The sequence below is a fragment of the Paenibacillus sp. GD4 genome (assembly GCF_030846225.1).
GTDB classification, from domain to species: domain Bacteria; phylum Bacillota; class Bacilli; order Paenibacillales; family NBRC-103111; genus Paenibacillus_G; species Paenibacillus_G silviterrae.
This window is the reverse complement of sequence record NZ_JAVCYK010000002.1, coordinates 888,434-912,750: the sequence shown is the minus strand read 5'-3', so window position 1 is coordinate 912,750 and position 24,317 is coordinate 888,434. Positions and strand designations below refer to the sequence as shown.

At 51.3% G+C, this 24,317-nt stretch carries 16 protein-coding genes; 12 read left to right on the top strand and 4 right to left on the bottom strand.

Translation table 11 applies throughout. The features are described 5' to 3' along the window. Window positions 1–39 precede the first annotated feature (39 nt). Both cntE and RAC89_RS26900 read left to right on the top strand, forming a co-directional pair. Window positions 40–1,215, top strand: coding sequence for a staphylopine family metallophore export MFS transporter CntE (cntE, locus tag RAC89_RS26905; protein WP_306616808.1), 1,176 nt, complete (start codon window positions 40–42; stop codon window positions 1,213–1,215). A 55-nt stretch (window positions 1,216–1,270) separates the two neighbouring features. Continuing rightward, window positions 1,271–1,600 carry a DJ-1/PfpI family protein gene (locus tag RAC89_RS26900; protein WP_306616807.1) on the top strand — a complete coding sequence of 110 codons (330 nt, stop codon included), beginning with the start codon at window positions 1,271–1,273 and terminating at the stop codon, window positions 1,598–1,600. A 24-nt stretch (window positions 1,601–1,624) separates the two neighbouring features. Here the strand turns inward: RAC89_RS26900 and RAC89_RS26895 are convergent, their stop codons facing one another. Both RAC89_RS26895 and RAC89_RS26890 read right to left on the bottom strand, forming a co-directional pair. Next, entirely contained in the window at window positions 1,625–3,751 is a 2,127-nt protein-coding gene (locus tag RAC89_RS26895; RefSeq protein WP_306616806.1) for a heavy metal translocating P-type ATPase, read from the bottom strand. After that, window positions 3,741–4,112 (bottom strand): ArsR/SmtB family transcription factor, encoded by a 372-nt coding sequence (locus RAC89_RS26890; RefSeq protein ID WP_306616805.1) that lies wholly within the window; start codon window positions 4,110–4,112, stop codon window positions 3,741–3,743. Before RAC89_RS26890 ends, RAC89_RS26895 begins: the two co-directional genes overlap by 11 nt. A 213-nt stretch (window positions 4,113–4,325) precedes the next feature. Between RAC89_RS26890 and RAC89_RS26885 the strand changes: the two genes are divergently transcribed. From RAC89_RS26885 to RAC89_RS26865, 5 genes are all read left to right on the top strand, one after another. Beyond that, window positions 4,326–4,889: an RNA polymerase sigma factor gene (locus RAC89_RS26885; protein WP_373430066.1), complete on the top strand. Its 564-nt coding sequence runs from the start codon at window positions 4,326–4,328 to the stop codon at window positions 4,887–4,889. Further along, complete coding sequence (locus RAC89_RS26880; RefSeq protein ID WP_306616803.1) at window positions 4,873–6,153, top strand: hypothetical protein; 1,281 nt, start codon at window positions 4,873–4,875, stop codon at window positions 6,151–6,153. The genes RAC89_RS26885 and RAC89_RS26880 overlap by 17 nt, the downstream gene beginning before the upstream one ends. A 118-nt stretch (window positions 6,154–6,271) precedes the next feature. After that, complete coding sequence (locus RAC89_RS26875; protein ID WP_306616802.1) at window positions 6,272–8,467, top strand: S-layer homology domain-containing protein; 2,196 nt, start codon at window positions 6,272–6,274, stop codon at window positions 8,465–8,467. 215 nt (window positions 8,468–8,682) lie between these two features. Then, the gene (locus RAC89_RS26870; RefSeq protein WP_306616801.1) at window positions 8,683–9,876 is read left to right on the top strand and encodes an MFS transporter; all 1,194 of its coding nucleotides are present in this window, start codon (window positions 8,683–8,685) and stop codon (window positions 9,874–9,876) included. Window positions 9,877–9,928: 52 nt separating this feature from the next. Beyond that, on the top strand, window positions 9,929–10,771 hold the full coding sequence (locus RAC89_RS26865; protein WP_306616800.1) for an aldo/keto reductase: 843 nt from the start codon (window positions 9,929–9,931) through the stop codon (window positions 10,769–10,771). A 51-nt stretch (window positions 10,772–10,822) separates the two neighbouring features. Here RAC89_RS26865 and RAC89_RS26860 read toward each other — a convergent pair whose 3' ends face one another. Further along, window positions 10,823–11,158: a winged helix-turn-helix transcriptional regulator gene (locus RAC89_RS26860; RefSeq protein WP_306616799.1), complete on the bottom strand. Its 336-nt coding sequence runs from the start codon at window positions 11,156–11,158 to the stop codon at window positions 10,823–10,825. Window positions 11,159–11,737: 579 nt separating this feature from the next. Between RAC89_RS26860 and RAC89_RS26855 the strand changes: the two genes are divergently transcribed. Next, entirely contained in the window at window positions 11,738–12,250 is a 513-nt protein-coding gene (locus tag RAC89_RS26855; RefSeq protein ID WP_306616798.1) for a DinB family protein, read from the top strand. A gap of 493 nt (window positions 12,251–12,743) precedes the next feature. Here the strand turns inward: RAC89_RS26855 and RAC89_RS26850 are convergent, their stop codons facing one another. Continuing rightward, the gene (locus RAC89_RS26850) at window positions 12,744–15,053 is read right to left on the bottom strand and encodes a helix-turn-helix domain-containing protein (protein WP_306616797.1); all 2,310 of its coding nucleotides are present in this window, start codon (window positions 15,051–15,053) and stop codon (window positions 12,744–12,746) included. Window positions 15,054–15,295: 242 nt separating this feature from the next. On the opposite strand from RAC89_RS26850, the gene RAC89_RS26845 reads away from it, so the two are divergent. The 4 genes from RAC89_RS26845 (at window position 15,296) to RAC89_RS26830 (ending at window position 24,309) form a co-directional block, all read left to right on the top strand. Beyond that, complete coding sequence (locus RAC89_RS26845) at window positions 15,296–16,918, top strand: type 2 periplasmic-binding domain-containing protein (protein ID WP_373430110.1); 1,623 nt, start codon at window positions 15,296–15,298, stop codon at window positions 16,916–16,918. A 95-nt stretch (window positions 16,919–17,013) separates the two neighbouring features. Continuing rightward, window positions 17,014–17,976, top strand: a complete 963-nt coding sequence (locus RAC89_RS26840) for an ABC transporter permease (protein ID WP_306616795.1) — start codon at window positions 17,014–17,016, stop codon at window positions 17,974–17,976. A gap of 18 nt (window positions 17,977–17,994) precedes the next feature. Beyond that, the gene (locus tag RAC89_RS26835) at window positions 17,995–18,873 is read left to right on the top strand and encodes a carbohydrate ABC transporter permease (protein ID WP_306616794.1); all 879 of its coding nucleotides are present in this window, start codon (window positions 17,995–17,997) and stop codon (window positions 18,871–18,873) included. 51 nt (window positions 18,874–18,924) lie between these two features. Next, a complete protein-coding gene (locus tag RAC89_RS26830) occupies window positions 18,925–24,309 on the top strand; it encodes a polysaccharide lyase family 8 super-sandwich domain-containing protein (protein ID WP_306616793.1) in 5,385 nt (1,794 codons plus the stop codon). The last annotated feature ends 8 nt before the right edge of the window (window positions 24,310–24,317 follow it).

Genomic DNA, 24,317 nt, shown 5'->3' with positions numbered 1-24,317 from the left:
ATTTGGATTGCAAATTCAATAGAGACAGGAGCAGGAGATGTGAAGGGAGCCTTGTCATGGCCTTTTCTGCGGTTATATCTGTTAACTCTTTGTTACTTCAGCGCCAACTCCATACTTAATGTCATCATTCCATTGAAAGGGGAGTCACTAGGCGCTGCGAATTCTACCATCGGGATCGTCATGGGAGCTTATTTGTTGACCACCATGCTTTTTCGTCCGTGGGCAGGCCACATGATACACAAGCTTGGCCCTATTAAAGTGCTGCGCACAATTCTTGTCATCAATGGGATTGCATTAATTCTGTACACGGTTACCGGATTAGGAGGCTATTTCGTTGCCCGTATTCTGCAGGGGGTGTGCACGGCTTTCTTCTCCATGGCATTACAGCTGGGCATTATTGATGCGCTGCCGGACAAGGATCGTTCCCAAGGCATTTCGATGTATTCCTTATGCTCCTATATGCCTGGAATTTTTGGCCCCTTACTGGCCTTAGGCATTTGGCAAGCCGGGGATATGAGTTATTTTACAGTGACCATGATTACCTTAGCCATTCTAACAGGAATTGTGGGCTATAGCGCCAGGTTGGAGGGGAAAGAGGCTGATCCTGCCCCGACTCAGGCTGTGCAAGGGCTTGCGATGTTCAGGTCCTACGGCGAGCTGGTTAAAAGCCCGTACTTGTTCCAATGCAGCGTCTTGATGTTGGTTGCTTCTATTGTATTTGGAGCTGTTACAACATTTATTCCATTGTACGCGGATCAAATACAAGGCGGCAACGCAGGGATTTATCTCATGCTTCAAGCAGGTACTATCGTCTTGTCGCGATTCGCTCTTAAAGGCAAAATTCCTTCCGACGGCAAGTGGCATTCACCTTTCATTATTGGAATTATGCTCATAATGACGGCAGCTGCGCTAAGCATAAGCTTCTCTGTGGCGGTTGGAGTGTACTTATTCTACATGGGAGCTGTATTCATGGGAATCGCACAAGCGCTCCTCTATCCTACGTTAACAACGTATTTGACGTTTGTTCTGCCGCAATGGAATCGCAATGTGCTCATTGGTTTATTTATTGCAATGGCCGATTTAGGTGTTTCTCTGGGTGGAATTATTATGGGCCCAATCGCCGATCTTTCCTCTTATTCATTTATGTATACGATTTGCGCTATGTTAGGCGTGGGTATGATCTTATTTGCCTATGGTCGACGAAGTGTAATCTAATCTTCAACCTGGATAAATTAATCATAGCCGTGCGCCTGGGCAAAGTATTCGGTCAATGACCGAATACTTTTATTATAACATTAGAATTTATAAGTTTTTAGCGGAGCTCAACGTACTGTCTGTTTGCACGGGAGCTTTGATCTTAGCAAAAGCCAACTTGCTGGATGGACTGAAAGTAACAACAAATCGTTCAGCTATTCATGAGTTGAAAGAAGTGGTGCCATCATCCACAGAAATTGTACCGGAAGCCCGGTTCGTTGATAATGGAAAAATGGTATTGTCCGCCGGTGTATCTGCAGGCATAGATGCTTCTTTGTACGTTGTAGGAAAGCTGCTGGGCGAAGAGAGAGCAAAGAATACAGCCATGATAATGGAATACGATTGAAACCGGCAATGAAGGGCTGCAGGTTTATTTGTCGTGCACACGCAGCAAACGTAAACCATTGAGCGTCACAATCAAGGTTGCCCCCATATCGGCAAAGATCGCCATCCATAACGTGAGCCAGCCTGGAAGGATTAACAGCAGCGCCACTACTTTGATACCGAGCGAAAAAGCGATGTTTTGCTTGATGATGGCAAGCGTTCTTCGGCTGAGGCTCATGGTGTAGGGCAGCTTGCTCAAATCGTCCCCCATCAAGGCGATATCGGCTGTTTCCAAAGCGGTATCGGTGCCGGCTCCACCCATCGCTATACCGACAGTGGATGCGGCAAGGGCAGGAGCGTCGTTCACACCATCGCCGACCATAGCCACATTACCGTACTTTGAGCGAAGCGTCTTGATATATGCTAATTTGTCCTGCGGCAGGAGCTCTGCATTGACTTCGGCGATGCCGAGCCGCTTGCCGATTGCATCTGCTGTGGCTTTGTTATCGCCGGTCAGCATGATGGTTTTCTTGATCCCGAGCTCATGCAGCTTTTGAATGACATTTTTGCTGGAGTCCCTGATCTCATCGGCAACTGCTATGACTGCAAGGACCGCGTATTGTGTTCCGAGCACCATGACCGTTTTCCCTTGGTTTTGCAGTTCCTTAATGCTTCTTACCGCTTCTGGATCAACTGCCGTATGCAGCTCACTGAATAGCTTTGGGCTGCCGATATAGTACATCTGTCCTCCGAAGCTTCCCTTCACGCCTTTGCCGGTGATGGAGCTGAAGTCATCTACAGCTTCGTTATAATCAACCTGCTCCTCTTCCGCTTTCCGCAATATTGCGGAGGCCAATGGATGCTGCGAGCCTTTTTCCAGAACGGCTGCGATTTTAAGCAGCTCATGCGGATCGCCGCCAAAGGAAACGAAATCCGTGACCTGCGGAACTCCTTTGGTCAGCGTTCCTGTTTTGTCAAAAGCCACTGCAGAGATTCGACCTGCCTCCTCCAGATGTATACCGCCTTTGATAAGCACGCCGTGTTTTGCTGCGTTACCGATCGCAGTCACAATCGAAACCGGCGTGGATATCACCAATGCGCAGGGGCATCCGACGACAAGCAGCGCCAGGCCTTTGTATATCCATTCGCCCCAAGCTCCGCCAAACGCCAGCGGCGGAATGACGGCAATGAGCAGAGCAGAAACCACAATAGCCGGCGTGTAGTATTTCGCGAACCGGTCTACGAATGCTTGTGAAGGTGCCCGCTCGGCTTGCGCTTCTTCCACCAGATGAATGATTTTCGAGATCGTGGTGTCTTCAACAGTTTTGATTACCTTCACCTCGAGCAAGCCCTCTTCATTCAGCGTGCCGGCAAATACGTCATCACCGATTGTCTTTGCCACCGGCATCGATTCGCCGGTAATGGCTGACTGGTTCAAGGTCGAGCTTCCTTTGATGACGATACCGTCCATGGCTAGCTTTTGACCGGGTTTGACGATCATCACATCACCCGCGACGATGTCATCGACGCTGGCTATAAGCTCAGTGCCGCTGCGGCGAATGAGCGCTTCCTTTGGTGCGATGTCCATTAGAGAATGAATGGATTGCCGGGCTTTTTCCATGGAGTAACGCTCTAACACTTCGCTGATAGCAAAGAGAATGACGACGGTCGCACCTTCGCCCCACTCGCCAATCGCCGCAGCACCAATGATGGCGACCGTCATGAGGGTGTTCATATCAAACTGCAGCCGAAACAGGTTCTTGATGCCTTTTTGAAAGAGTTCGTAACCACCCGTCACAATTGACGCTGCATAGACAAGGGAGGATCCCGTGCTTCCTTCACCATAAAGCTCACCTAGAATGTATCCTGCGGCCAGAAGCAGTGCCGATACAAGCACATTCCAGTTTGTTTTCCAGAACGGTTCGTTCTTTTCGATCACACGCTGTTTTTCCGGCGTAATCTTTAAGTTTTCAAATGCCCCGGCTTTCTCCAGCTCTTCCACGGTAGTGCTCCCGAAAACCGTAATTTTGGCTGCACCAAAATTGACCTGAGCATCCAGCACTCCGGGGAGAGATTTCACATTTTTCTCAAAGATGCCGGCGCAGTTTGTACAGGTAAATCCTTGCACGCGGTATATGTTTTTGTCTTCTCCTTGCTGCGTACTAGGTTCCACTGATAATCAACTCCTTGCTATGGGTGGAAGCGAGCATAATGAGCTGCCGTACCTGTTCATCTTCTAGGGAATAAAACGCGAGCTTGCCTTCCTTCCGGTATTTCACGATATTTAACTTTTTCAGTGTTCGAAGGTGATGCGATGCCGTCGCCAGGGAGGACACAATTACATGAGCTACATCACAAACGCACATCTCATCCTCCTGACAAAGGGCGAACGCCACCTTCATTCTCGTTTCATCGGCAAGCGCCTTAAACATGCCTGCCATGGCTGGAATGTCCTGCTGCTTCAGCGCCTGCTGGACACGGCTGACTTTGGCTTCGTCAAAACAATACAGCTCACATGTATCCTTTTCGGTCATAATAATTCTCCGATCACTCAAATAAGCATTTGATTATAATATTATATTACTTCTGCGCTTCTATTCAGTCAAATGTTTGTTTGATTATGCTTACACACTCCGTCAACTTGTCAGAGCCTCATGCAGCACTCAGAAATACGTTATTTTGGGGGACTTTTAAGGAAAATTGAACTAATTATGTGAGTTGTTCGTCTAATAGTCGAGGTGGCGGGATTGGAATCTAATGTGAATTTGGATTATTTAAGATATTTATCAGAGAGCTCCGATAAAAAAGCCATCTTTGAAGAGCTGATGGCTGCCTATGGGAAAGATGTATGGAATTATGCCTTTAGCATGACAAAAAAGTGGGATCAGGCGGATGATATCACACAAGAAGTGTTTTTAAAGGTATACAAAAACTTGTACTCCTTCCGAAGCGAGTCCTCCGTGAAAACATGGATTCTGACGATAACCCGCAATATGACGGTCGACTACCGGCGTTCGGCATTTTACCGCAAGGTGACCTTAATTGATTTCCTTACAAATTCCTCAGTGACTTCCTCTGCGGAACAAGAGGTTATTGATCAATTCGCTGCCAATGATTTGTGGAAAATGGTGTTGGAGCTGCCGCTCAAATACCGTGAGGTGCTCATATTATACGCTCATTATCAATTATCGATGAAGGAAATGGCTTCAATACTTGGGATAACCGAAGGAACAGTAAGATCTCGTTTATTTCATGCTCGAAAAAAAATGGCGAAAAAGAGGGAGAGTCAGAGTCATGAAGCAGATCGATGACGAGTTGAAAAATGGCTTGGCTAACGGACCGCTTACCCGGAACGGGTTCTCCGACACATTAAAAAAACGCATAATTGAACGAGCGAACGAGCAGGAAAGTAAATCAAGAAAGTGGTTTCCTTGGTTCAGTATGGTTAGTGTCTCGCTGTTAATAGTTGCCGCTTTCCTGTCGATAGAAATGCAAAGTAAATGGGGGAAAGGACCCGTCGATACAGGCGAAGAACAGCGCTCGTTCAAGGATTCATCAGCCTCCCCATCATTCGGATCGTATGATCAAAATGAAGTGGAAATCCAATCCGCTGTGTTAATCGGATTAAGGCAGGATCACCCATCAGCTGCGGGTACGCCGGAGTACAGCTCATACCGAACGGTATTGTTAGCCGATAGAGAAGGAGAACTGCAAACCCTTGCGCAAGGAGAAGGGATCTTAATGCCATACAAGACGGATTTTCTCAAAATCGCCCCGCAGAAGCAGGTAGAGGGAAATGAAGAATCATGGAGACTTAATGCTTCGCTTGCTTCCCTGTCTAAAAAGCCTGAAGCATTTGAAACAATGCCGGCCAAGCCCCTAAAGACAACGGAGAAGCTGCTTTTCGCGGGGAACCGTTACTTGTCCGTCGCCCAATCCATGCGGCATGTCGAGGGGGGCAAGGAAGTTCAATATGACTACGTGTGGGTAAAAGAAGTCCAGGATTTGATGCAGGCGAAATCCAAACAGAATCCGGTTCCTGCTCAAGATTCTCATGTCTCATTAAACAAGCTATACGGTGCATCGGTACAAGCCAAACTGATGGCCTTAAACGCCACTTCACAGCAAACCTCTAATAACGGCGCTATGAAAGGTGCTCAGATCGAACCCGGTGAAAGCTGGGCCATCGTGCGTGAAAGAGGTCAATGGGTTCCGCAACTTGCACTTTATTCAATGAACGAGCAGAATCATGCTTATCATTACCGGCTCCATGACATCTCCATGGACCTGCCGGACTCAGTCGTTTCTTACGATCGGCTGACAGTGGATTGGAGCGAGGTCCGGCAGGTTCGTCCGGATGCGAAGGATGCCTTCACTTCTCCGAAGCGAGAGCTGGTCGGTATCGTGTCGGACAAGGAACTTACCGTTTACTCGTACGATAAGAAGATAAGCTCTCGCCCATTGATAACATTGCCATTAGCCGCAGGGGAGTCCGTCGTGATGATCCAGTGGGCTATCGACGCTCCGTACATTGAGATATGGAAAAACAAAGCCGTCACTCTTCTAGGTGAGTAAAAAAAAGAAAAATATTTTACAACCCCTCCATAATATGGTAAGCGCTCGAAAGATTGTAGTATTCGCTCTAAGTATACTTCATATCTTGCTCTTATCTTAGTAAAGGGGAGATTTCGGGATGAAGCGTTTTCCAATGAAAAAGCTTGTCATTACCGGCTTGACGGCCGCAATGGTACTTGGCGCAGGCACCAGCGCGTTTGCAAAGGATTCAAAGGACTGGAAAGACGATTGGAAGGATTGGAAAGATTCGAAGCAAAACGAAAAGAAACAAAATAACGGCAACGGTCGGCAAGGGCCAAGAGGAAATCTTGATTTTAAGGATATTCAAGGCAGAGACATGGAATGGGCTTTGCGATATATTGCCAGCCTGGCGTCAAGAAATATATTTGAAGGCTATTCGGACGGTACGTTCCGGCCGTACGAAAAGGTAACCCGTATCGAGGCGATTGCCGCAGCCGTTCGGTTGATGGGGCTGAGAGATCAGGCGGAATCCGCGGCGGAAATGCAAACCCAATTGAACTTCAAAGATGCCAAACAAGTACCATCATGGGCCGTTGGATACGTATCGGTGGCCTTGAAGAACGACCTGTTCTCCGAATCGGAAACGATGGTTCAACCGAATCAACCGTCTGACCGTTTATGGGCAACGACGCTGCTTGTCAAAGCGCTGAAGCTGGAAAGCGAAGCTAAAGCAAAAATGAACGTGAAGCTGGCGTTCTCCGATGCAGGTAAAATTCCCGCCGGTTCCATAGGCTATGTGGCTGTGGCCGTGGAGCGAGGGCTCGTGAATGGCTTCGAGGACAACACCTTCCGACCGATGCAGCCGGTTACGCGCGCGGAAATTGCGGCGCTGCTGGACCGCGCGGGAGACCAGTTGCCTGACAGCAGCGGCGGACTTATAGTGGGCACCGTAACGACGGCGGTTGTCAATAATGTGTTGACCATAAACAAAGGCGGCCAGACAGTGTCGCTGACGCTGGATCCTAACGCATTTATTTTCCGCGGAGGAGCCAGGGTAAGCGCAACAGCACTGCAGACCGGAGATGTCGTAAGAACCCGATCGTATAATAATGTCGTTTTCTTTGTCGAAGTAACAAGCCACGTCGGGCAATGGCCGAATCAACCGACTCAGCCGACGCTTCCATCCGGAGTAAATACCGGTACGGTCACAGCCGCCGCGAGCAATAACCTGCTCACCATTACGAACGGAAGTCAAACGGTGAGCCTGCCCGTTCACGCGGATGCGCTCTTCTTTCGCAACGGCACACAGGTCAATGCCTCAGCACTGCAAATCGGAGATATCGTGAGCACCCGAGCTTATAGTAATGCGGTAGTATACGTTGAAGTGACAACCCCTGCCGGCAGCACCGGCACACAGCCGACATACAGCAAGCAGGTTACGGGCACAGTCGTTTCTGCCGGAAGCAATGTCTTGACGCTGGTCAACGGCGGGCAGCTGGAGAACCTGGCACTGAACAGCGGCGCCTTCATCTACCGCAACGGCTCCAAGGTAAGCTCTTCCACGCTGCAAGCCGGGGACGTTGTGACCGTGTATGCATATAATCATACGGTGGCTATCGCCGAAGTAACCAGAACGGCCGTTCAACCGAGCACCGCAAGCGGGACGATAACAGGAACCGTAGCAGTACCTTCCTACGGCAATGCTCTTGTGGTGACAAGCGGAAGCCAGAACTTCAGTCTGAATCTGGACTCGAATGCGTTTATTTTCCGCGCCGGCGGGCAAAGCGGTGCGGGCGCTCTGCAGCCGGGGGACGCAATCACCGTCCGCTACTATAATAACAGCGTAGTTTACGCCGAAGTGACGCAATTGGCCGGAGGCTCGACCTCTCAACCGGCCGTCAGCCAGACTACGGGAACTTTGCTGACCACCGTTAACAATAACACGTTGACGATTCTTAACGGCAGTCAAACATCGACACTGACGCTGAATGCGAATGCGTTTGTTATAAGAAACGGCGTGAAAGCGAACGTTTCCGATCTGCAGATTGGAGATATCGTTACGATCCGTTCTTATAATAACGGCGTCTTTTATGTGGAAGTGACCCGGAACAGCAGCACTTCCAATCAAACCTATACCGCGGTTGGCACAATCACCGGCAAAACGCTCAACAGTCAAGGTCATCTTTCCGCCATATCCATTAATCAGAAGTATACGGACGGAACAACGCAGAACATTACGTACAGCGTATCGTCCCCTGTGACAATCTATGGCGACGCATCGAAACTTGTCTCGAATCAGCAGGTAGTTCTGCATGTAACAGGCCAAACCGTGACGGCGATTTACATTCAATAAAATAGCCCGGTTACAATAGTAACGTCCCTGAACCATTCATTCAGGGACGTTATTTGTTTCCAAGCAAAAACGGTATAGGTACTTCAAAGTACCTACAGTACTTAAAAGTGCGTACTTTTCTCTGCGTCTACTATGCATCATAATAGCATGTGCCGGCCGGCCGAGGTAATCACAGCTTGTTCCTATACAAATCAACGAGTAAGGAGGCACATGCATTGAGTCAAAAACATAGCACACTGGCGCTTTTGGCCTTGGCGGTTAGCGCCTTTGCCATTGGAACCACGGAATTTATCAGCGTAGGGCTGTTACCCCTTATTTCACAAGATATGAACGTTCCGGTTACAACCGCGGGGTTGACCGTTTCTCTGTATGCGCTCGGTGTTACGATTGGAGCTCCCGTCCTGACTTCTTTGACGTCGAACATTTCGCGCAAAGCTTTGCTGCTTTGGATAATGATCGTCTTCATTATAGGCAACACCGTCGCTGCGATTTCTACAAGCATCGAGCTGCTTCTGGCGGCACGCGTCATTTCCGCCTTCTCCCACGGCGTATTTATGTCGATCGGTTCGACGATCGCAGCCGCGGTGGTTCCCGAGCATCGCCGGGCGAGCGCGATTTCCTTTATGTTCACGGGACTTACCGTAGCTATCGTCACAGGGGTGCCCTTCGGGACCTTTATCGGCCAGCAGCTGGGGTGGAGAGCCGCTTTTGTCGCCATCGTCGCTATCGGCCTTATTGCACTCATCGCCAACAGCATTATGGTGCCGTCGGGTTTACAGAAAGGTAAACGCGCCGCCTTCAGTGATCAGTTCAAATTAATAACCAACGGCCGCATTTTGCTGTTGTTTATCATTACGGCCCTGGGCTATGGAGGAACGTTCGTTGTATTCACCTATTTGGCCCCGCTGCTGCAAGAAATCACCGGCTTTCACCAAAGTGCGGTCGCCGTTATTTTGCTGGTATACGGGATAGCCATCGCCATAGGCAACGTAATCGGCGGTAAGGCGGCCAACCGCAATCCGCTTTCGGCCCTCTTTTATATGTTCATCATACAAGCGGTTGTACTGCTTTTGCTTACCTTCGTCGCCGCTTTTAAAGCAGGGGCATTAATCGTGATTTTTTTGATGGGCTTGATGGCTTTCATGAATGTTCCGGGGCTGCAGCTCTACGTGGTTATGTTGGCCGAACGTTTCGTCCCCTCCGCGGTTGATGTCGCCTCCGCGATCAATATTGCCGCATTTAATGCCGGAATTGCCGTTGGCTCGTACTTGGGCGGAGTGATCACGGATTCGATCGGTCTCATCCATACGGCTTGGATCGGTGCCTTGATGGTGCTTGGAGCTGTTGTTCTTACCGGCTGGAGCATGGCATTGGAACGTAAAGACAGGAAGCGCGCGGCGACAACTTGAAGTGAGAACGAGGAAGTAAAGAAGAATGCGACATAAAATGGAGGAATTCCCTATGATGAAACATTTGCAAGATACGACAACTCTACACAACGGTGTTGCCATGCCCTGGCTCGGGCTGGGAGTATTTAAAGTGGAAGAAGGCCCCGAGCTTGAGAATGCGATCAAGACGGCTATCCGTTATGGATACCGCAGCATCGATACGGCGGCCATCTACGGTAACGAAGAAGGCGTAGGCCGAGGCATCCGTGCAGGTCTGGAAGCGGGCGGCATACGGAGAGAGGAGCTCTTTGTCACCTCCAAAGTATGGAACGCCGACTTGGGATACGAATCGACGTTAGCCGCGTTTGAAACAAGCTTGGGTAAGCTGAACCTGGACTATCTGGACTTGTATCTCATTCACTGGCCTGTAGAAGGAAAGTTTGAATCCTCTTGGAGGGCATTGGAAACACTTTATAAAGATGGCCGGGTGAGAGCGATCGGCGTAAGCAACTTCCACATACATCACCTGCAACGACTGCTGCAGCAAGCGGAAATTAAGCCCATGGTGAATCAAGTGGAATTCCACCCACGCTTGACACAAGTCCCGCTTCGTGATTTTTGCCAATCGCAGGGGATTCAATTTGAGGCTTGGTCTCCGTTAATGCAAGGTCAATTGCTGGACAATCCGGTCTTAAAAGAAATTGCGGACAGGCACAACAAATCCGTTACCCAAGTGATTCTACGCTGGGACCTGCAGAACGGCATTGTGACGATTCCCAAGTCGACCAAAGAGCATCGCATCGTTGAAAATGCATCCGTATTCGACTTTGAACTCACCCAAGAAGAGATGGAGCGGATTGACGGATTGAATCAAAACCTTCGCGTCGGCCCGGATCCGGACCATTTTGATTTTTGACCTACATCAGGGGTTTACCTTCAACATGAGGGTATGCCCCTTATCTTTAAATCAGTTTTCTTGCAAAAGCTTTTGGGGAACGGCAACCGCATCGATATGCTTCTCACCCCATGAGCACATGGCATCCAGAATCGGTTTAAGCGACCAACCGTATTCGGTCAGCGAATAAACGACCTTTGGCGGCACCTGATTGTAAGTTGTTCGTTTTACCACTCCATCGTTTTCTAACTCTCGTAATTGCTGAGTCAGCATTTTTTGAGTGATGGAGGGCATTAATCGCTTCAGTTCGCTGGTTCGCTTTTCTCCCTTATCCAAATGGCACAAAATAACAACCTTCCATTTGCCGCCGATCACGTCGAGAGTGGCTTCGACCGGAATGTTATACATGATGGTAGTAGATACCTCCCCTATATTTAATGTAGTGTACATAAAAGCAGTTATACTATGGTAATAGTAAGTACCATCAGCGAGGCATTGAAGATCATTTTATATTACCACCCGCGCCGAAAATGGACAACATCATAAAAAAATGCAAAACCGATTTGGCTTGAGGCTCTACCTTACCTTATTCCGCGGACTTCAATCGAATTATCGTGGCAAGTGAAAATGAGGGACAAGAAAAGCACCTGTCAGCCAGGTGCTTTTTCGTAATTAGACAGCTTTGGAATCGCCGTCACTTCCCGGTTTGTTTTCTTTTTCTTCGGTACACATTGAAACCGAACAGCGCAAGAACGGGACCGGCAACGCTAAGCCCGATGAGTATCCAATCGGCGGGGGAGATAGCAGGCCACATACGGATGTCTCCTCAAATATGTAGGTAAAAGCTCTATTTTATTATTGTTGATTTTGGCTGATTCCATTCATAGCGTCCACCTAAAGACTGTGCCCAATGTTGCTACGATACTTCCCAAAATGATATGCTCTTATCATATACATATATTAACATTTGAGAAGGAGCGTGCAGACATGTATCAAAGCATCAATCAATTTGTTAAGGATTGGGAGCTGGAGGCTTCATTCACATTGAAAGTACTGGAGACGTTAACTGACTCGTCTCTTAACCAAGCGGTATCAAAGGAGAAGCCTAAGACGCTTGGCGATTTAGGATGGCACTTGGTAGGCGGTCTTGGAGCGATTCTCGAAGCCGCGGGATTGCAAATCGAGGGACCTGATTATAAACTGCCTACGCCAACTAGTGCAGCAGAGATCTCCAATAGCTACCGTCAAATGAGCGATGCCGTTGTTACGGCATTGAAGGGGCAATGGAACGATGAGAAGCTGTCCGAAGCTCTTAAGCTGTTCGGATTTATAGATATAACCTACGCAGGAGTTTTGAACATGGCAGTGCGGCACCAAATCCATCATCGCGGACAAATGACCATTCTTATACGGCAAGCAGGCTTGGTTCCTCCGGGAATTTATGGCCCTAATGAGGAAGAGAGTGCAGCGATCCGTGCAGCCATGACCGAAAATAAATAATGTTAACAACGCCCTCTAATCAGCTGTTCAACGGACTTAGAGGGCAGTAGCCATACCAGGTGCGAAGTCTCCCGAGCAGGCGGCTGCAAATGCCAAGGCAAAAGGGGGCTGCCCCATAAGTCCGTGAAAATATGACCATCTTATCGTTGGTCGTGGGAAACTACCTTCAACCTAAGCTCAAACACTTGGTTGCCGTCAATAGATTAGATTTTGTGGAAATGACGGCAATCCAAAACTCGCGCTGAAGCTATTTTCCCACTGACTCGCAGATGAGTCCTATTTTCAAGGAACTGGGCCAGCCCTTTTAGGGGTTAGTAATAAGAAAAGCCAAAGGAGCTCCAAATTCGGCGGGATAGGCTTCCTCCTTCCACTATTTCAAGCGAAATTTAGTTCCACATAAAGAAACGGGGTGTTCCCTCAAGTAGAATTTCTACTTATGGGACACCCCCCTTTTTGTGAATATGGGGAGGAATCTATAGAAAGTTTGTCAGCATTATAACCGGCTGTCGGCTATATTTGCCGAACCGGCATTGATTTCCCTATATTTGCCGGGCGTCATGCCTTCCTGCTTCTTGAATACACGGATAAAGCCGATATCGGTAGCATAACCGACCTTGTTCGCCACCTGCAGGATCGTCAGGCTCGGATCACAGAGATGCTGCTTAGCCAGCTGCATACGTGTCTCCACGATGTAATCCGTGATATTGATGCCGTTTTGTTTCTTGAATAAAGCGGACACGTACTGAGGGGAGAGGCCGAAGCGGTCTCCGATCGATGTAAGCCCCAGACCGTTGTCGGATGCATGGGCTTCGATATACATGCGGATATCTTCATTTAACTGTGAGGTTTGACCGTTCCTTGCCTCCGTTACACTATCGCAAATCCCTTGGCAAAGGTCTTGGATTTTAGAGAGCATCTCCTGTGCGGAAAGACTGTTCATAATATATTTCGTAGGATCGGCACCTCCGAAAACCTTGCGTTCATCAATCTGCAGCGCCCCTAGGACCTTCATCACCGTGCTTAACAGATCGATAAACAGGCACTTGCCCATCTGAGGGGTAATCCCGAGGGAGACAATATTATACTCATACAATTCGTTAAGCAGCTCGACGACATGGGAGGACTTGCCGCTTTTTAAATAACCCATCAATTGAATTTCCGTCTCGATCGGGTAATGGTAGTATGCCGTCTCCAGCTGAACCAGCTCGTCATAATAAATGCTCGAATTAATTCCGTGAATAATGCGGTAGTCCAGGGCGCTGAGCGCTTCCTCATAGGCATATTTCATTTCACGGACGTCTTGATGAATGGAGCTGGCGGCAATCGTAATCTTCATCTTGAATCGATTCTCTACGACATCCTTCAGCTTCCCGATGAGCTCCGCGCGTGCCAGCTTTGAGCTGTCGGAGCCATCCGGCAGGCTGAGCAGGACCGCCAGCCGATTCCTGTCCGTTTCCACCACATAACCACTTTCTCCGATTAACTCCGTACTGAGATTGACAAGAATAAACCTTCCGAGCGCCCACTCCTCTTCGCTGTCATTACGCGCGAAACCGGAATGATCATCCACTTCAACGAGCAGCACGCTGAAGCAGCCGTACGGAAACTGAATCCCCATATAACCGAAGGTCTGGTCATTCAAGTCATCCCGATGGGTCTGGCCCTTCAGCAGGCGGGTGAGGAAGTGGGCACGGACGACGGGAAGATGGTCCTTCAGCTTTTGATGAAGCTCCTTGCTCTCCAGCATTTGCCGCTTGATGGAGGATTGAATAAATTCGTAATCATTCCCCGTATGCTTGATCTCTTCTTTCCCGCCCAGCAAGGTGACGACCATGTCCCGGATGGGACTGTAGCTCCGGTAGGCCATCCATAAGGCGGCGCCGGTTCCAGCCAGCAGAGCGATGCACAGAAGCGTCAGCGCCCATACCTTGAGCTCGTTAACGCGATGCAGGATATAGCTTTCCGGGATGACGGACACATATCTCCATCCGCTTTCTCCCTTGGTGTAGGAAACCATATAGTTTTGATCATCCATAGAATAAGTCTCGGAGTGGCCGCCGCTCATGGTTTGGTACTGAATTTCCTCCGGCAGACGGCCCTTCGGCGTAGAAAAGAGAACTTGCCCGGCGGCATCAACTATGAAGATGGAGCCTTCGCCCGCCCAGTCCATTTTTTTCAAAATAGATGCCATTTGCCGTTCCCCTAATTGAATCAGCAGGGTGGCCCGAACGTTGTCCCTCTCGCCTAACGGCAGTGTAACCGCGCAGGTGATTACATTCTTGGGAACCGTCGTGTCCATAACCGGTGAGGACGGCCAGCAGGTTTTGAAATGGGAGCCGGAGAAAAAGCGATTCCTGACCTCTCGAACCGTCATATCCCGATACGGTGCGATTTGGCTGAAATAGGTTTCTGTATCCGTTTTCATACTTGGAGTAAGAATGATATCCGATTGATCCAGCCGGATCAAAAAATTGTCCACGAGCATTTCGCCGTAACGCATGTTCCTCAGTGCCGTTACCGCTTCGGTGTACCCCAAATACTGCTCGCCGTTATCCAGGTTCCAAAGTGTCTGCAGCTTGGGATGCGTCGAGATTTGCAGGAGCAGCCGATCGATATCCCGGAATTCATTCTCCATAATCTCGCCTGCCTGCTCCAGCATGGCCAGGTTCGAACGGTTGGCATTGTCGACCATGTTTTTTTCCACATTGGCGTAGAGAAGAACGGAGATCGACACGGGAATCAGCAGAATGAGGAGGTAGGAAAGCCATAAGGTCAGAAATACGCTTTTCCGTGCTTTTCGCATCTACACTCCCCCTTTTTCGCTTAAAGTACACCCACTCCTCCAAGATACCATGATAAAATTAGTAAAGACAAGTGAAATACAGGAAGATGTGAAGAACGGTTTGCCCGATAGAAAACGGTTTATGCCTGATGTGAAGGACTGTTGGTGCGGTTTGCAACAGATTATAGGCAGAAAGCCGGCGACGGCTTAAAGTAAAACGTGAAAGAGGTCACTCAACCATGAAGGAGGGTCCACCCATTATGATGAAAACAAAGAAAGCTGCGGCTTGTACCGTTAGCGTATCGCTTCTTGCCGGAGTTCTTGCCGCTTGCGGCGGCACAGGAGAGACACCGAAGAGCAGCGAGCCGGCGACAACGCCTCAGGCCCAGACAGAAGCGCTATATCCTAAATCCATCACCTATTGGACGGCATTGAATGCCAACGTAGCGGCTACAATGAAAAACTACAATGAAATTGCCGCTTACAAGGAATTGGAGAAAATCACCGGAACGAAGGTTGAATTTCAGCATCCGCCGGTCGGGCAGGAAAAAGACCAGTTCAACCTGATGATCGCCTCCGGCAAGCTGCCGGATGTCATCGAGTACGGCTGGAACGCGGCACCGAAGGGAGCAGACAGCTTAATTAAGGAAAAGCGCATTCTTCGATTAAACGAGCTGATCGACAAGCACGCGCCCAACTTGTCCAAGCTGCTGAAGGAAAAGCCGGAATTCCGCAAATTGATTACTACGGACGAAGGCAATATCTATGTTATGCCGTTCCTGTATGGAGACGAAATGTTATCCGTCGTCAATGGACCCGCCATCCGGAAGGATTGGCTGGATAAGCTGGGTCTGAAGGTACCGCAGACGATCAGTGAATGGGAGAACGTTCTTGTTGCCTTCCGCGATAAAGATCCGAACGGCAACGGGAGGAAGGACGAGATTCCGCTGCTGTTCACGGTGCATCCGAGCAATGAAATCGAGCTGAGCCATATGCTTGTGGGAGCTTGGGGCATTACGAACGAGTTTTACCAGGAGAATGGAAAGGTCAAGTTCGGCCCGATGCAGCCGGAGTATAAGGAATTTTTGACCACAATGGCCAGGTGGTACAAGGAAGGGCTGCTCGACCGGGACTATGCCACGACCGATTCCAAATTGAAGGATGCGAAGGTGACGGGTCATCAAGTCGGTGTCTTGAACGCCTATGCCGGAAGCGGCATCGGCCGTTATATTCCGTTACTGAAGGGCTCGAATCCGGAAGCTACCCTGGCCGGCCTCCCTTATCCTTCGGCTAAGGAAGGGCAGAAGGCGCTCGGACAGTACAGCTATCCGTTCACCGGCATCGGTGCGGCAGTCAGTGCTACTGCCGCCAATCCGGAGCAAATCGTCAAATGGCTGGACTACAAATTCGGGCAGGAAGGTCATATGCTGTTCAACTTCGGGATCGAAGGCCAAAGCTACAAAATGGAGAACGGCTACCCTAAGTATATGGACGTTGTACTGAACAATCCGGATAAGCTCCCGATTGCCCAGGCGATGGCCAAGTTCTTCCAAGCCTCCTACAGCGGACCGTTCGTGCAGGATAAGCGGTACATCGAGCAGTTCTACACGATGCCGGAGCAGCGGGATGCGCAGAAGACGTGGATGCAGGCGGACCATTCCAAGCTTATGCCTCCGGTTACGCTGTCGGCGGAGGAAAGCTCGAAAACGGCCTCTATTATGAATGATGTGAAAACGTACCGCGACGAAATGTTCGGCAAATTCATCATGGGCTCCGAGCCGATCGCGAATTTCGATAAATTTGTCAGTACGATCAAGGGGATGGGGATCGAAGAAGCGATCAAAGCACGTCAAGCAGCCCTCGACCGCTTCAACAGCCGCAAGTAGAGATAAGGCTCCGGCGGGGGCGGGGGCAAGGATAAGATAGCCCTCCGATTCCGCCGGAGCTGCTTTCCAGACCCAGACCGACAGGAGGGCCACGTATGTCCACCGTAATCAAAGAGCAAGCAGGCCGGCCTTCAGCAGAGGAGAAGAACAGCTTCAAATACCGGGCCATCCGGGATTTGGCGGTGAATAAATATGTTTATCTCATGCTGGCCCCTGTAGTGCTCTATTATTTCGTCTTTTACTACACGCCCATGTATGGCTTGCAGATTGCATTTAAGGATTTTTCTCCGGGTCTAGGGATGTGGGAAAGTCCTTGGGTAGGCTTCAAGCATTTCCAGGACTTCTTTAACAGCTACTATTTCTGGAGACTGCTCCGCAACACCCTGCTGCTCAGCTTGTATGAGCTTCTATTTGCTTTCCCTGCATCAATCCTTTTGGCTCTGCTGCTGAACGAGCTTCGCAGCGCCGTCTTTAAGCGAGCCGTGCAGACCGTCACCTACATGCCGCATTTCATCTCCATTGTCGTGATTGCCGGGATGATGGTCGATTTTCTGGCAAGGGACGGACTGATTAACAATATGCTCGCCTGGTTCGGCATCGAGCCCATTGCGTTTCTTCGCGAAAGCGGCTGGTTCCGTACGATCTTCATTTCCTCCGGGATCTGGCAGAGCGTCGGCTGGGGCTCCATTATTTATTTGTCCGCCATGTCCGGCATCGATCCGTCCTTATACGAAGCGGCGAAGGTGGACGGCGCAAACCGGTGGAAGCAAACGATGCACATTACCCTCCCGGGTATTGCTCCGACCGTGATCATTTTGCTGATCCTGCAGATCGGCAACTTCATGACGGTTGGGACGGACAAAATTCTTTTGCTTTACAACAGCAGCACGTACGAAACGGCGGATGTCATCGGCACCTTCGTGTACCGCAAAGGGATACTCGAATCCGATTTCAGCTACAGCGCGGCTGTCGGCTTGTTCAACTCGATCATTAACTTCATCTTGCTGGTATTCGCCAACACCATAAGCCGACGTACCAGCGAAACCAAGCTGTGGTAAAGGGGGATGGCATCGTCCATGAATCAACGTACATGGGGAGAAAAGCTGTTTGATGCGTTTAACGTTCTATTCATGATCGCTTTGTCGGTGTTCACCATTTACCCGTTCCTGTATGTCCTGGCGGCTTCCCTCAGCGACCCGGCCTGGGTGGTGCAGACCCGCGGTCTGATCTGGTTTCCCAAGGGCTTTACGCTGGAGGCGTATAAGCTCGTATTTGACAATCCGTCGATTCTCACCGGGTATACGAACACGATCCTGTATGTAATTCTGGGCACCGCGCTCAATATCCTTATGACATCGCTGGGGGCCTACGCCTTATCCCGGCAAAGCGTCATGTGGAAAAATCCGATCATGTTCCTGATCGTATTTACCATGTTCTTCAACGGCGGCTTGATCCCGACGTATCTGCTGGTTGAGAACATCGGCTTGCTCGATACGCGCTGGGCTTTAATTATTCCCAGTGCGATGAGTGCGTTCAATCTGATCATTATGCGCACGGCCTTCCAAGCGATCCCGGTCAGTCTTGAGGAATCCGCCAAGCTAGATGGAGCGGGGGATTTCACCGTCTTGTTCCGCATCGTGCTTCCGCTGTCCATGCCGGTTGTGGCGGTCATGATCTTGTTCTATGGCGTAGCCCACTGGAACGGCTGGTTCAACGCTCTCATTTATTTGCGAACTAGGGAGCTGTACCCGCTGCAGTTGATTCTGCGGGAAATTCTAATCACCAATAGTACGGATTCCATGTTAACCGGGGCCGCCGGCGGGGATAAGATGTCGATCGGGGAAACGATCAAATACGCCACGATTATCGTCGCGACGGTTCCGATTTTGTTCCTCTATCCCTTTCTGCAAAAGTATTTCGTGAAAGGTGTTATGATCGGAGCCATTAAAGGCTGATCGATGAGTCGATGAGTCGAATCCCACCCGTGTAAAAAGAGGTGATGCATTATGAAGAAGAATCGACGGTTCATCTTGACCCTTTGTATCCTGCTGTTCCTGCCAAGTCTGCTGCCGGTATCGGCAAAAGCTGAAGATCCTTGGGATGCGTTCGATACGCTTCGTTTGAAATGGAAGGACGTGCTGAACGGGGGAGCCTGGGCCGATCCCGGCGACCCTGATCAGGCAGGTCAGATTCGTCTGCTTGAAGAGAAGGCTGCCGGCGTATGGGAATCTCTCCAGACCGGGGAAGGGCGCAAGGCTTGCGACTGCTTGTGGACGGATCTAACCGGGGAGACCCGGTCCGGCAACAATGTCGTTGCGTATGAGCGAATTCGCACTATGGCCTTAGCCTATTCAACCCGGGGAAGCCATTATTTCGGGGATGCGTCGCTGCGGTCGGCCATAATCGATGCTTTGGAATGGAACTACGCGAATCGATATAACGAAAACACGGCCCGGTACGACAACTGGTATCACTGGGAGATGTCAGCTCCCCAGAACTTAATGGACACGATTGTGCTGTTATATGACGAATTGACGGCAGAGCAAATCGGGGGCTATCTCAGAGCGGTGAAGGCCTTCTCACCCGATCCTAATTTGACCAACGGCTCCGCCGCTACCGGGGCGAACCGGGTGGAGAAGGCTTGGGTCTACATGCTCAGAGGCGTCCTGGCTAAGGACGGCTCCGAAATCGCCTTGGCTCGGGATGCGCTAAGCGATAACACCCGCACGGCGACTTCGACGAATGGGCTTAACAATGTATTCGCCTATACGACGATCCCGGAGGCCGACGGGATGCATGAGGACGGATCCTTCCTTCAGCACGGGCCACATCCGTACATCGGAAACTACGGAACGACCTTTTTCCAGCTGCTGGCGAATGCCGTGTATTTGTTAGACGGCTCTGCATGGGAGGTGACCGACCCTTCGGCGGCTAACCTGTTCCGATGGGTGTATGACAGCTTCGCCCCAACCCTGTATAAGGGCGGGCAGATGGATATGTTCCGGGGAAGGCTGATCTCGAACTCTGGGGTGCAAAGCCATGTGGCCGGGCACAGGGTCATCCAGGGGGTGCTGACGGCCATGCTGTTCGCTCCACCTGCGGATGCAGCGGTATTTGCAGGGATGGTGAAAGCCTGGGTTACGGAGGATACATTTCGTCCCTTTCTCGTCCATGCTCCGCTGTTTTATTCCGCCGCTGCCAAAAGGATTGTGAACGATGCCGCGATACAGCCTTATGGCGACATGGCGATGAATAAAGTGTATACCCAGTCCGACCGTGTGGTGCACCGACGCCCCGGATTTGCCTTTGGCATCAGCATGTCGTCAAGCCGGGTATTCCGCTATGAATCGATTAACGGCAACAACCTGCACGGCTGGCGTACCGGCGATGGAGCGACCTACCTGTATAACGGAGATTTAGGCCAGTATGACGAGGATTACTGGGCGACGGTTGACCCCTACCGGCTGTCCGGGATCACGGCGGATATTCAGCCGCTGGCCGATCGCGCGGGACAAAGCACGAAAACGCCGCATAACTGGGTGGGCGGCGTATCGAACGGGGAGTTCGGCGTGGCCGGCATGCAGTTTAATCCGTATGGCACAAGCCTGACCGGACATAAATCATGGTTCATGTTCGATGATGAAATTGTTGCGCTTGGCACGGGCATCTCTTCCTCCCGGGAGTTTCCCGTGGAGACGATCATGGAGAATCGGCGCTTGGATGCAACCGGCTCGTCCGTACTGACCGTAGACGGGGTGAAACAGTCTAAGGGCATGGATGGAGCAGTGCAGACGTATGACAACGCAGGATGGGCGCATCTGACCGGTCCGGCGCCCGGCTCGGATATCGGTTATTATTTCCCGAACGGGGGTACGGTGAAAGGCGCTAGGACCGCTCAAACCGGTACTTGGGGGGCGATTCAAGGTCCTGCGGAAACGGAACCGATTACGCGCAGCTATCAAAGGCTATGGTTCGAGCATGGAACCAGGCCGGCTGGGGACACCTATGCCTATGTGCTGCTTCCGGGCATGACGGCGGCGGAGACGGAGCGTTATGCGGGAGACTCCTCCATTCAAGTGCTGAGTAATACGCCGGAAGTGCAGGCAGTCCGTGAAGGGAGCATGGGCATCGTCGGCGCCAACTTCTGGACGGAGCGTCCGGCCAGTGTTTTCATGAACGGCTCGCCATGGATCACAAGCCGTTCCAAGGCATCCGTCATGACAGAGAAGACGGTGAATACACTAAACGTAACGGTATCGGATCCGACACAAACGCAAACCGAGCCGTTGATGCTCGAAGTTCATCAGGCGGCTGAGGGGGTTCTGGAGCTGGATCCGCGTGTGAAGGTATTGCAGCTGAGTCCTACGGTTCAGCTGTCCGTGGACCCTGTCGGTGCAAAGGGAGCCTCGTTGCATATCAAGCTGGCCTTAACCCGTCCGGATGCGGATCAGCTGCCTCCCAGCACACCGGCGCAGCTGTCGGCGGCACCGGTATCGAAGAGCGAGATTCGGCTGAGCTGGCTGCCTTCCACCGATAACTCCAGTGTGGCCGGCTATGAGGTGTTCAGGAACGGAGTGAAGGCCGGCGTTGTCTATTCGCCTTCGTTCCAGGATACCGGCCTGGCGCCGAATACAAGCTACAGCTATTCGGTAGCCGCCTTCGACCCGGCCGGTCTCCGATCCGCCATGAGCGAAACGGTAAGGGCTGTGACGCTTGATGCCAATGCTTATCTCATCCGCGATGATTTCAACACATCCGCTACAGGCGAGCCGCCGCCCGGATACACGCTTGATCTTACAGGCGGAACAATCGCCATTGCCGAGGTGCCGGATGCCTCCGACAAAAGCATGAAGCTAACCGATACCGCAGGCAGCCTAGCGGTCGTCGCTACCAAGCCGATCGGCTCGCAGTCGGAGCCCGTCCGGGCCGAGTTCAGGATCATGCTGCCGGCGGCAAGCAGCTACCATTCCTGGAACCTGCAAGGGGACGGGACGGTGAACGCAGTTACGGTAATGACGAGCGGGGGCAATCTCATATTTAAAAACTCAGCCGGAGGTGATACCGTCCTTCAGCCTTACTCGCCGCAGGTCTGGTATACGATTGCGATTCTAGCCGATCCGGTAACCGACCGAGTGAATATTTACGTAAACGGCAGCCTGAGGGCAAGCGGGGTTCCGTTCAGGAAGCCGGTAGCCTCGCTGAACAACTTCTCCGCCTCCACTGGTACTTCGGGAACGGGCGTTCACTACCTGGATGACGTAGTCGTCTATCCTTTCACCGTCTGGGCTGAAGACAGCTTCGATCATGAGGCAATGGGAGCGGAACCGCGTGGGTACACTCTCCGCACGGAAGGCGGTTCTGCCGTCATTGCCGCTGCACCGGGAACGTCAGGCGGAAGTCTCAAGCTGCACGACACAAGCGCCAGCGCGACGGTTGCAGCGCGAAAATCGTTCCTGCCCGCAAAGAGAACGGCTGTTGAGTTTGACATCCTGCTGTCCGAGGAGTCCGGCGGATTCTCTTGGAGTTTGCAAGGGGAGTCCGGTGTGTCAGCGGCAACGATTCAAGGTTCAAAAGCCGGGCTGATCGTCCAAGGCGCCGCAGGATCCCATGAGGTCGTGGCCAACATGGCTCCGAACACCTGGCATTCTGTCAAAATGATGGTTGACGCAGCCAAGAACCGTTACTCGGTCTTCTTCGACGGCAGGAAAGCAGCCGAGCTGGAGCTGCAGCATCCTGTACCCGAGGTTTCCGGATTCCTAGTGTCTTCAGGTGTGGAAGAGACGGGCACGGTCTATACAGACAACGTGAAAATCTATCCGTATGAATATTTGATCGACGACGATTACAACGGCGAGCCCAGCGGCCAATCTCCGTCCGGCTATGTGCTGGACGCACGCGGCGGCCCCATCACGATAAGCGAGACGCCGACGGCAGCGGATAGAAGCTTGAAATTCGAAGACAGCAACAGCCGCGCTTCCGTCGCAACGAAAACCTTTTTCACCCAATACGGTCCGATTGTCGCGGAGTTTGATGTGATGCTTCCATCGTACAGCACCTTCCATTCCTGGAACCTGAAGGATCAAGCCGGCACGAACGGGATTACGGTAATGTCTTCTAACATTAACAATCGCCATGTCTTTACGTATAAGAATTCATCCGGTGGGGACACCGTCATTCAGCCGTATAGTGAAAACACTTGGTATCGCTTTAAAATCATTGCGGATCCGGTGACAAATCGCTTTTCCCTGTATGTCAACGGCGAACTGAAGGTGATCGATCAAAGCTTCCGGTACTCGGTATCCCATTTCGCCGGCTTCGCGGCTTCTACCGCCACAGGAGGTTCGGGCAGCTTTTATATGGATAATTTGAAGGTTTACCCCGGCGGTTTACTGGAGACGTTGAATCCGGTCATTACTGTGGGCGGCGGACAGAAGCTGAGCTGGCCTTTATTTCAGGCGTTCCAGGCGCCCGAATATAAAGCGGACAGCATTTCTTTCGGCGATGTGACCTCCCGGGTCACGGTGGAAGGAAACGTGGATACATCCATAGTCGGCGATTACACGCTTAGATATAACGCTCAGGATCCGGCTGGGAGGAAGGCTCGCGAGGTCAGCGTCACCGTGAGTGTGTATAACCCATCCACAGGGACGCATGTATCCGTTAGTAACGAAGGGGCATCCGTTCAAACGGGCAATGCAGCATCCGTCTACAGCATTCGTGCCAAGGTGTGGGATGCGGACGGGGATAAGGTGAAGATAACGGCCGCTGTAGGCGGGATACCGAAGTACGTAGTGCTGGAGGTCCCGCCTCGGACAGAGCCCGCGCTGCCTAATGTGGAATTTTCCTGGAGCGGAGCTGAGCTTCCGGAGGGCGAGTATCGGAATATTCTTGTCACGGCTGATGATGCTTACGGCAGCAAGGATGAGTCGGCCTACGCAGGCGTCTTCCTCGTCGATAAGACACCTCCGGTCATCCGGCTGGAGGGAGCAGGGGAATACACGGTGGATCAGCTGGTGAAGGTTACCTGCACGGCAACCGACACGGTCTCCGGTGTGACGTACAGCTCCTGTGAAGCGCCGCTGCTTCAGTCTCCGGCGTACCAGCTGATTCCGGGCGAACACAGGATTTCCGCATACGCTTCTGATGCGGCGGGAAATCAAAGTACGGCGGAAGCAGTCGTTACGATTCGGGTGACCAGGGAAGCTGTGAGCAGTCTGATCCGCGGGTGGGTATCGGGACCGGGCGAATTCGGGCTGATCCAATCCATGAACGTAAAGCTGGAGAAAAAGCAGTACGATGCGCTGATACAAGAGGTTAGGGCACTAAGGGGCAATAAGCTCACGGAAGCGCATGCCGACCTGCTGATTCGGTTTATACAAGCGCTGGACTAAGGAGAGCA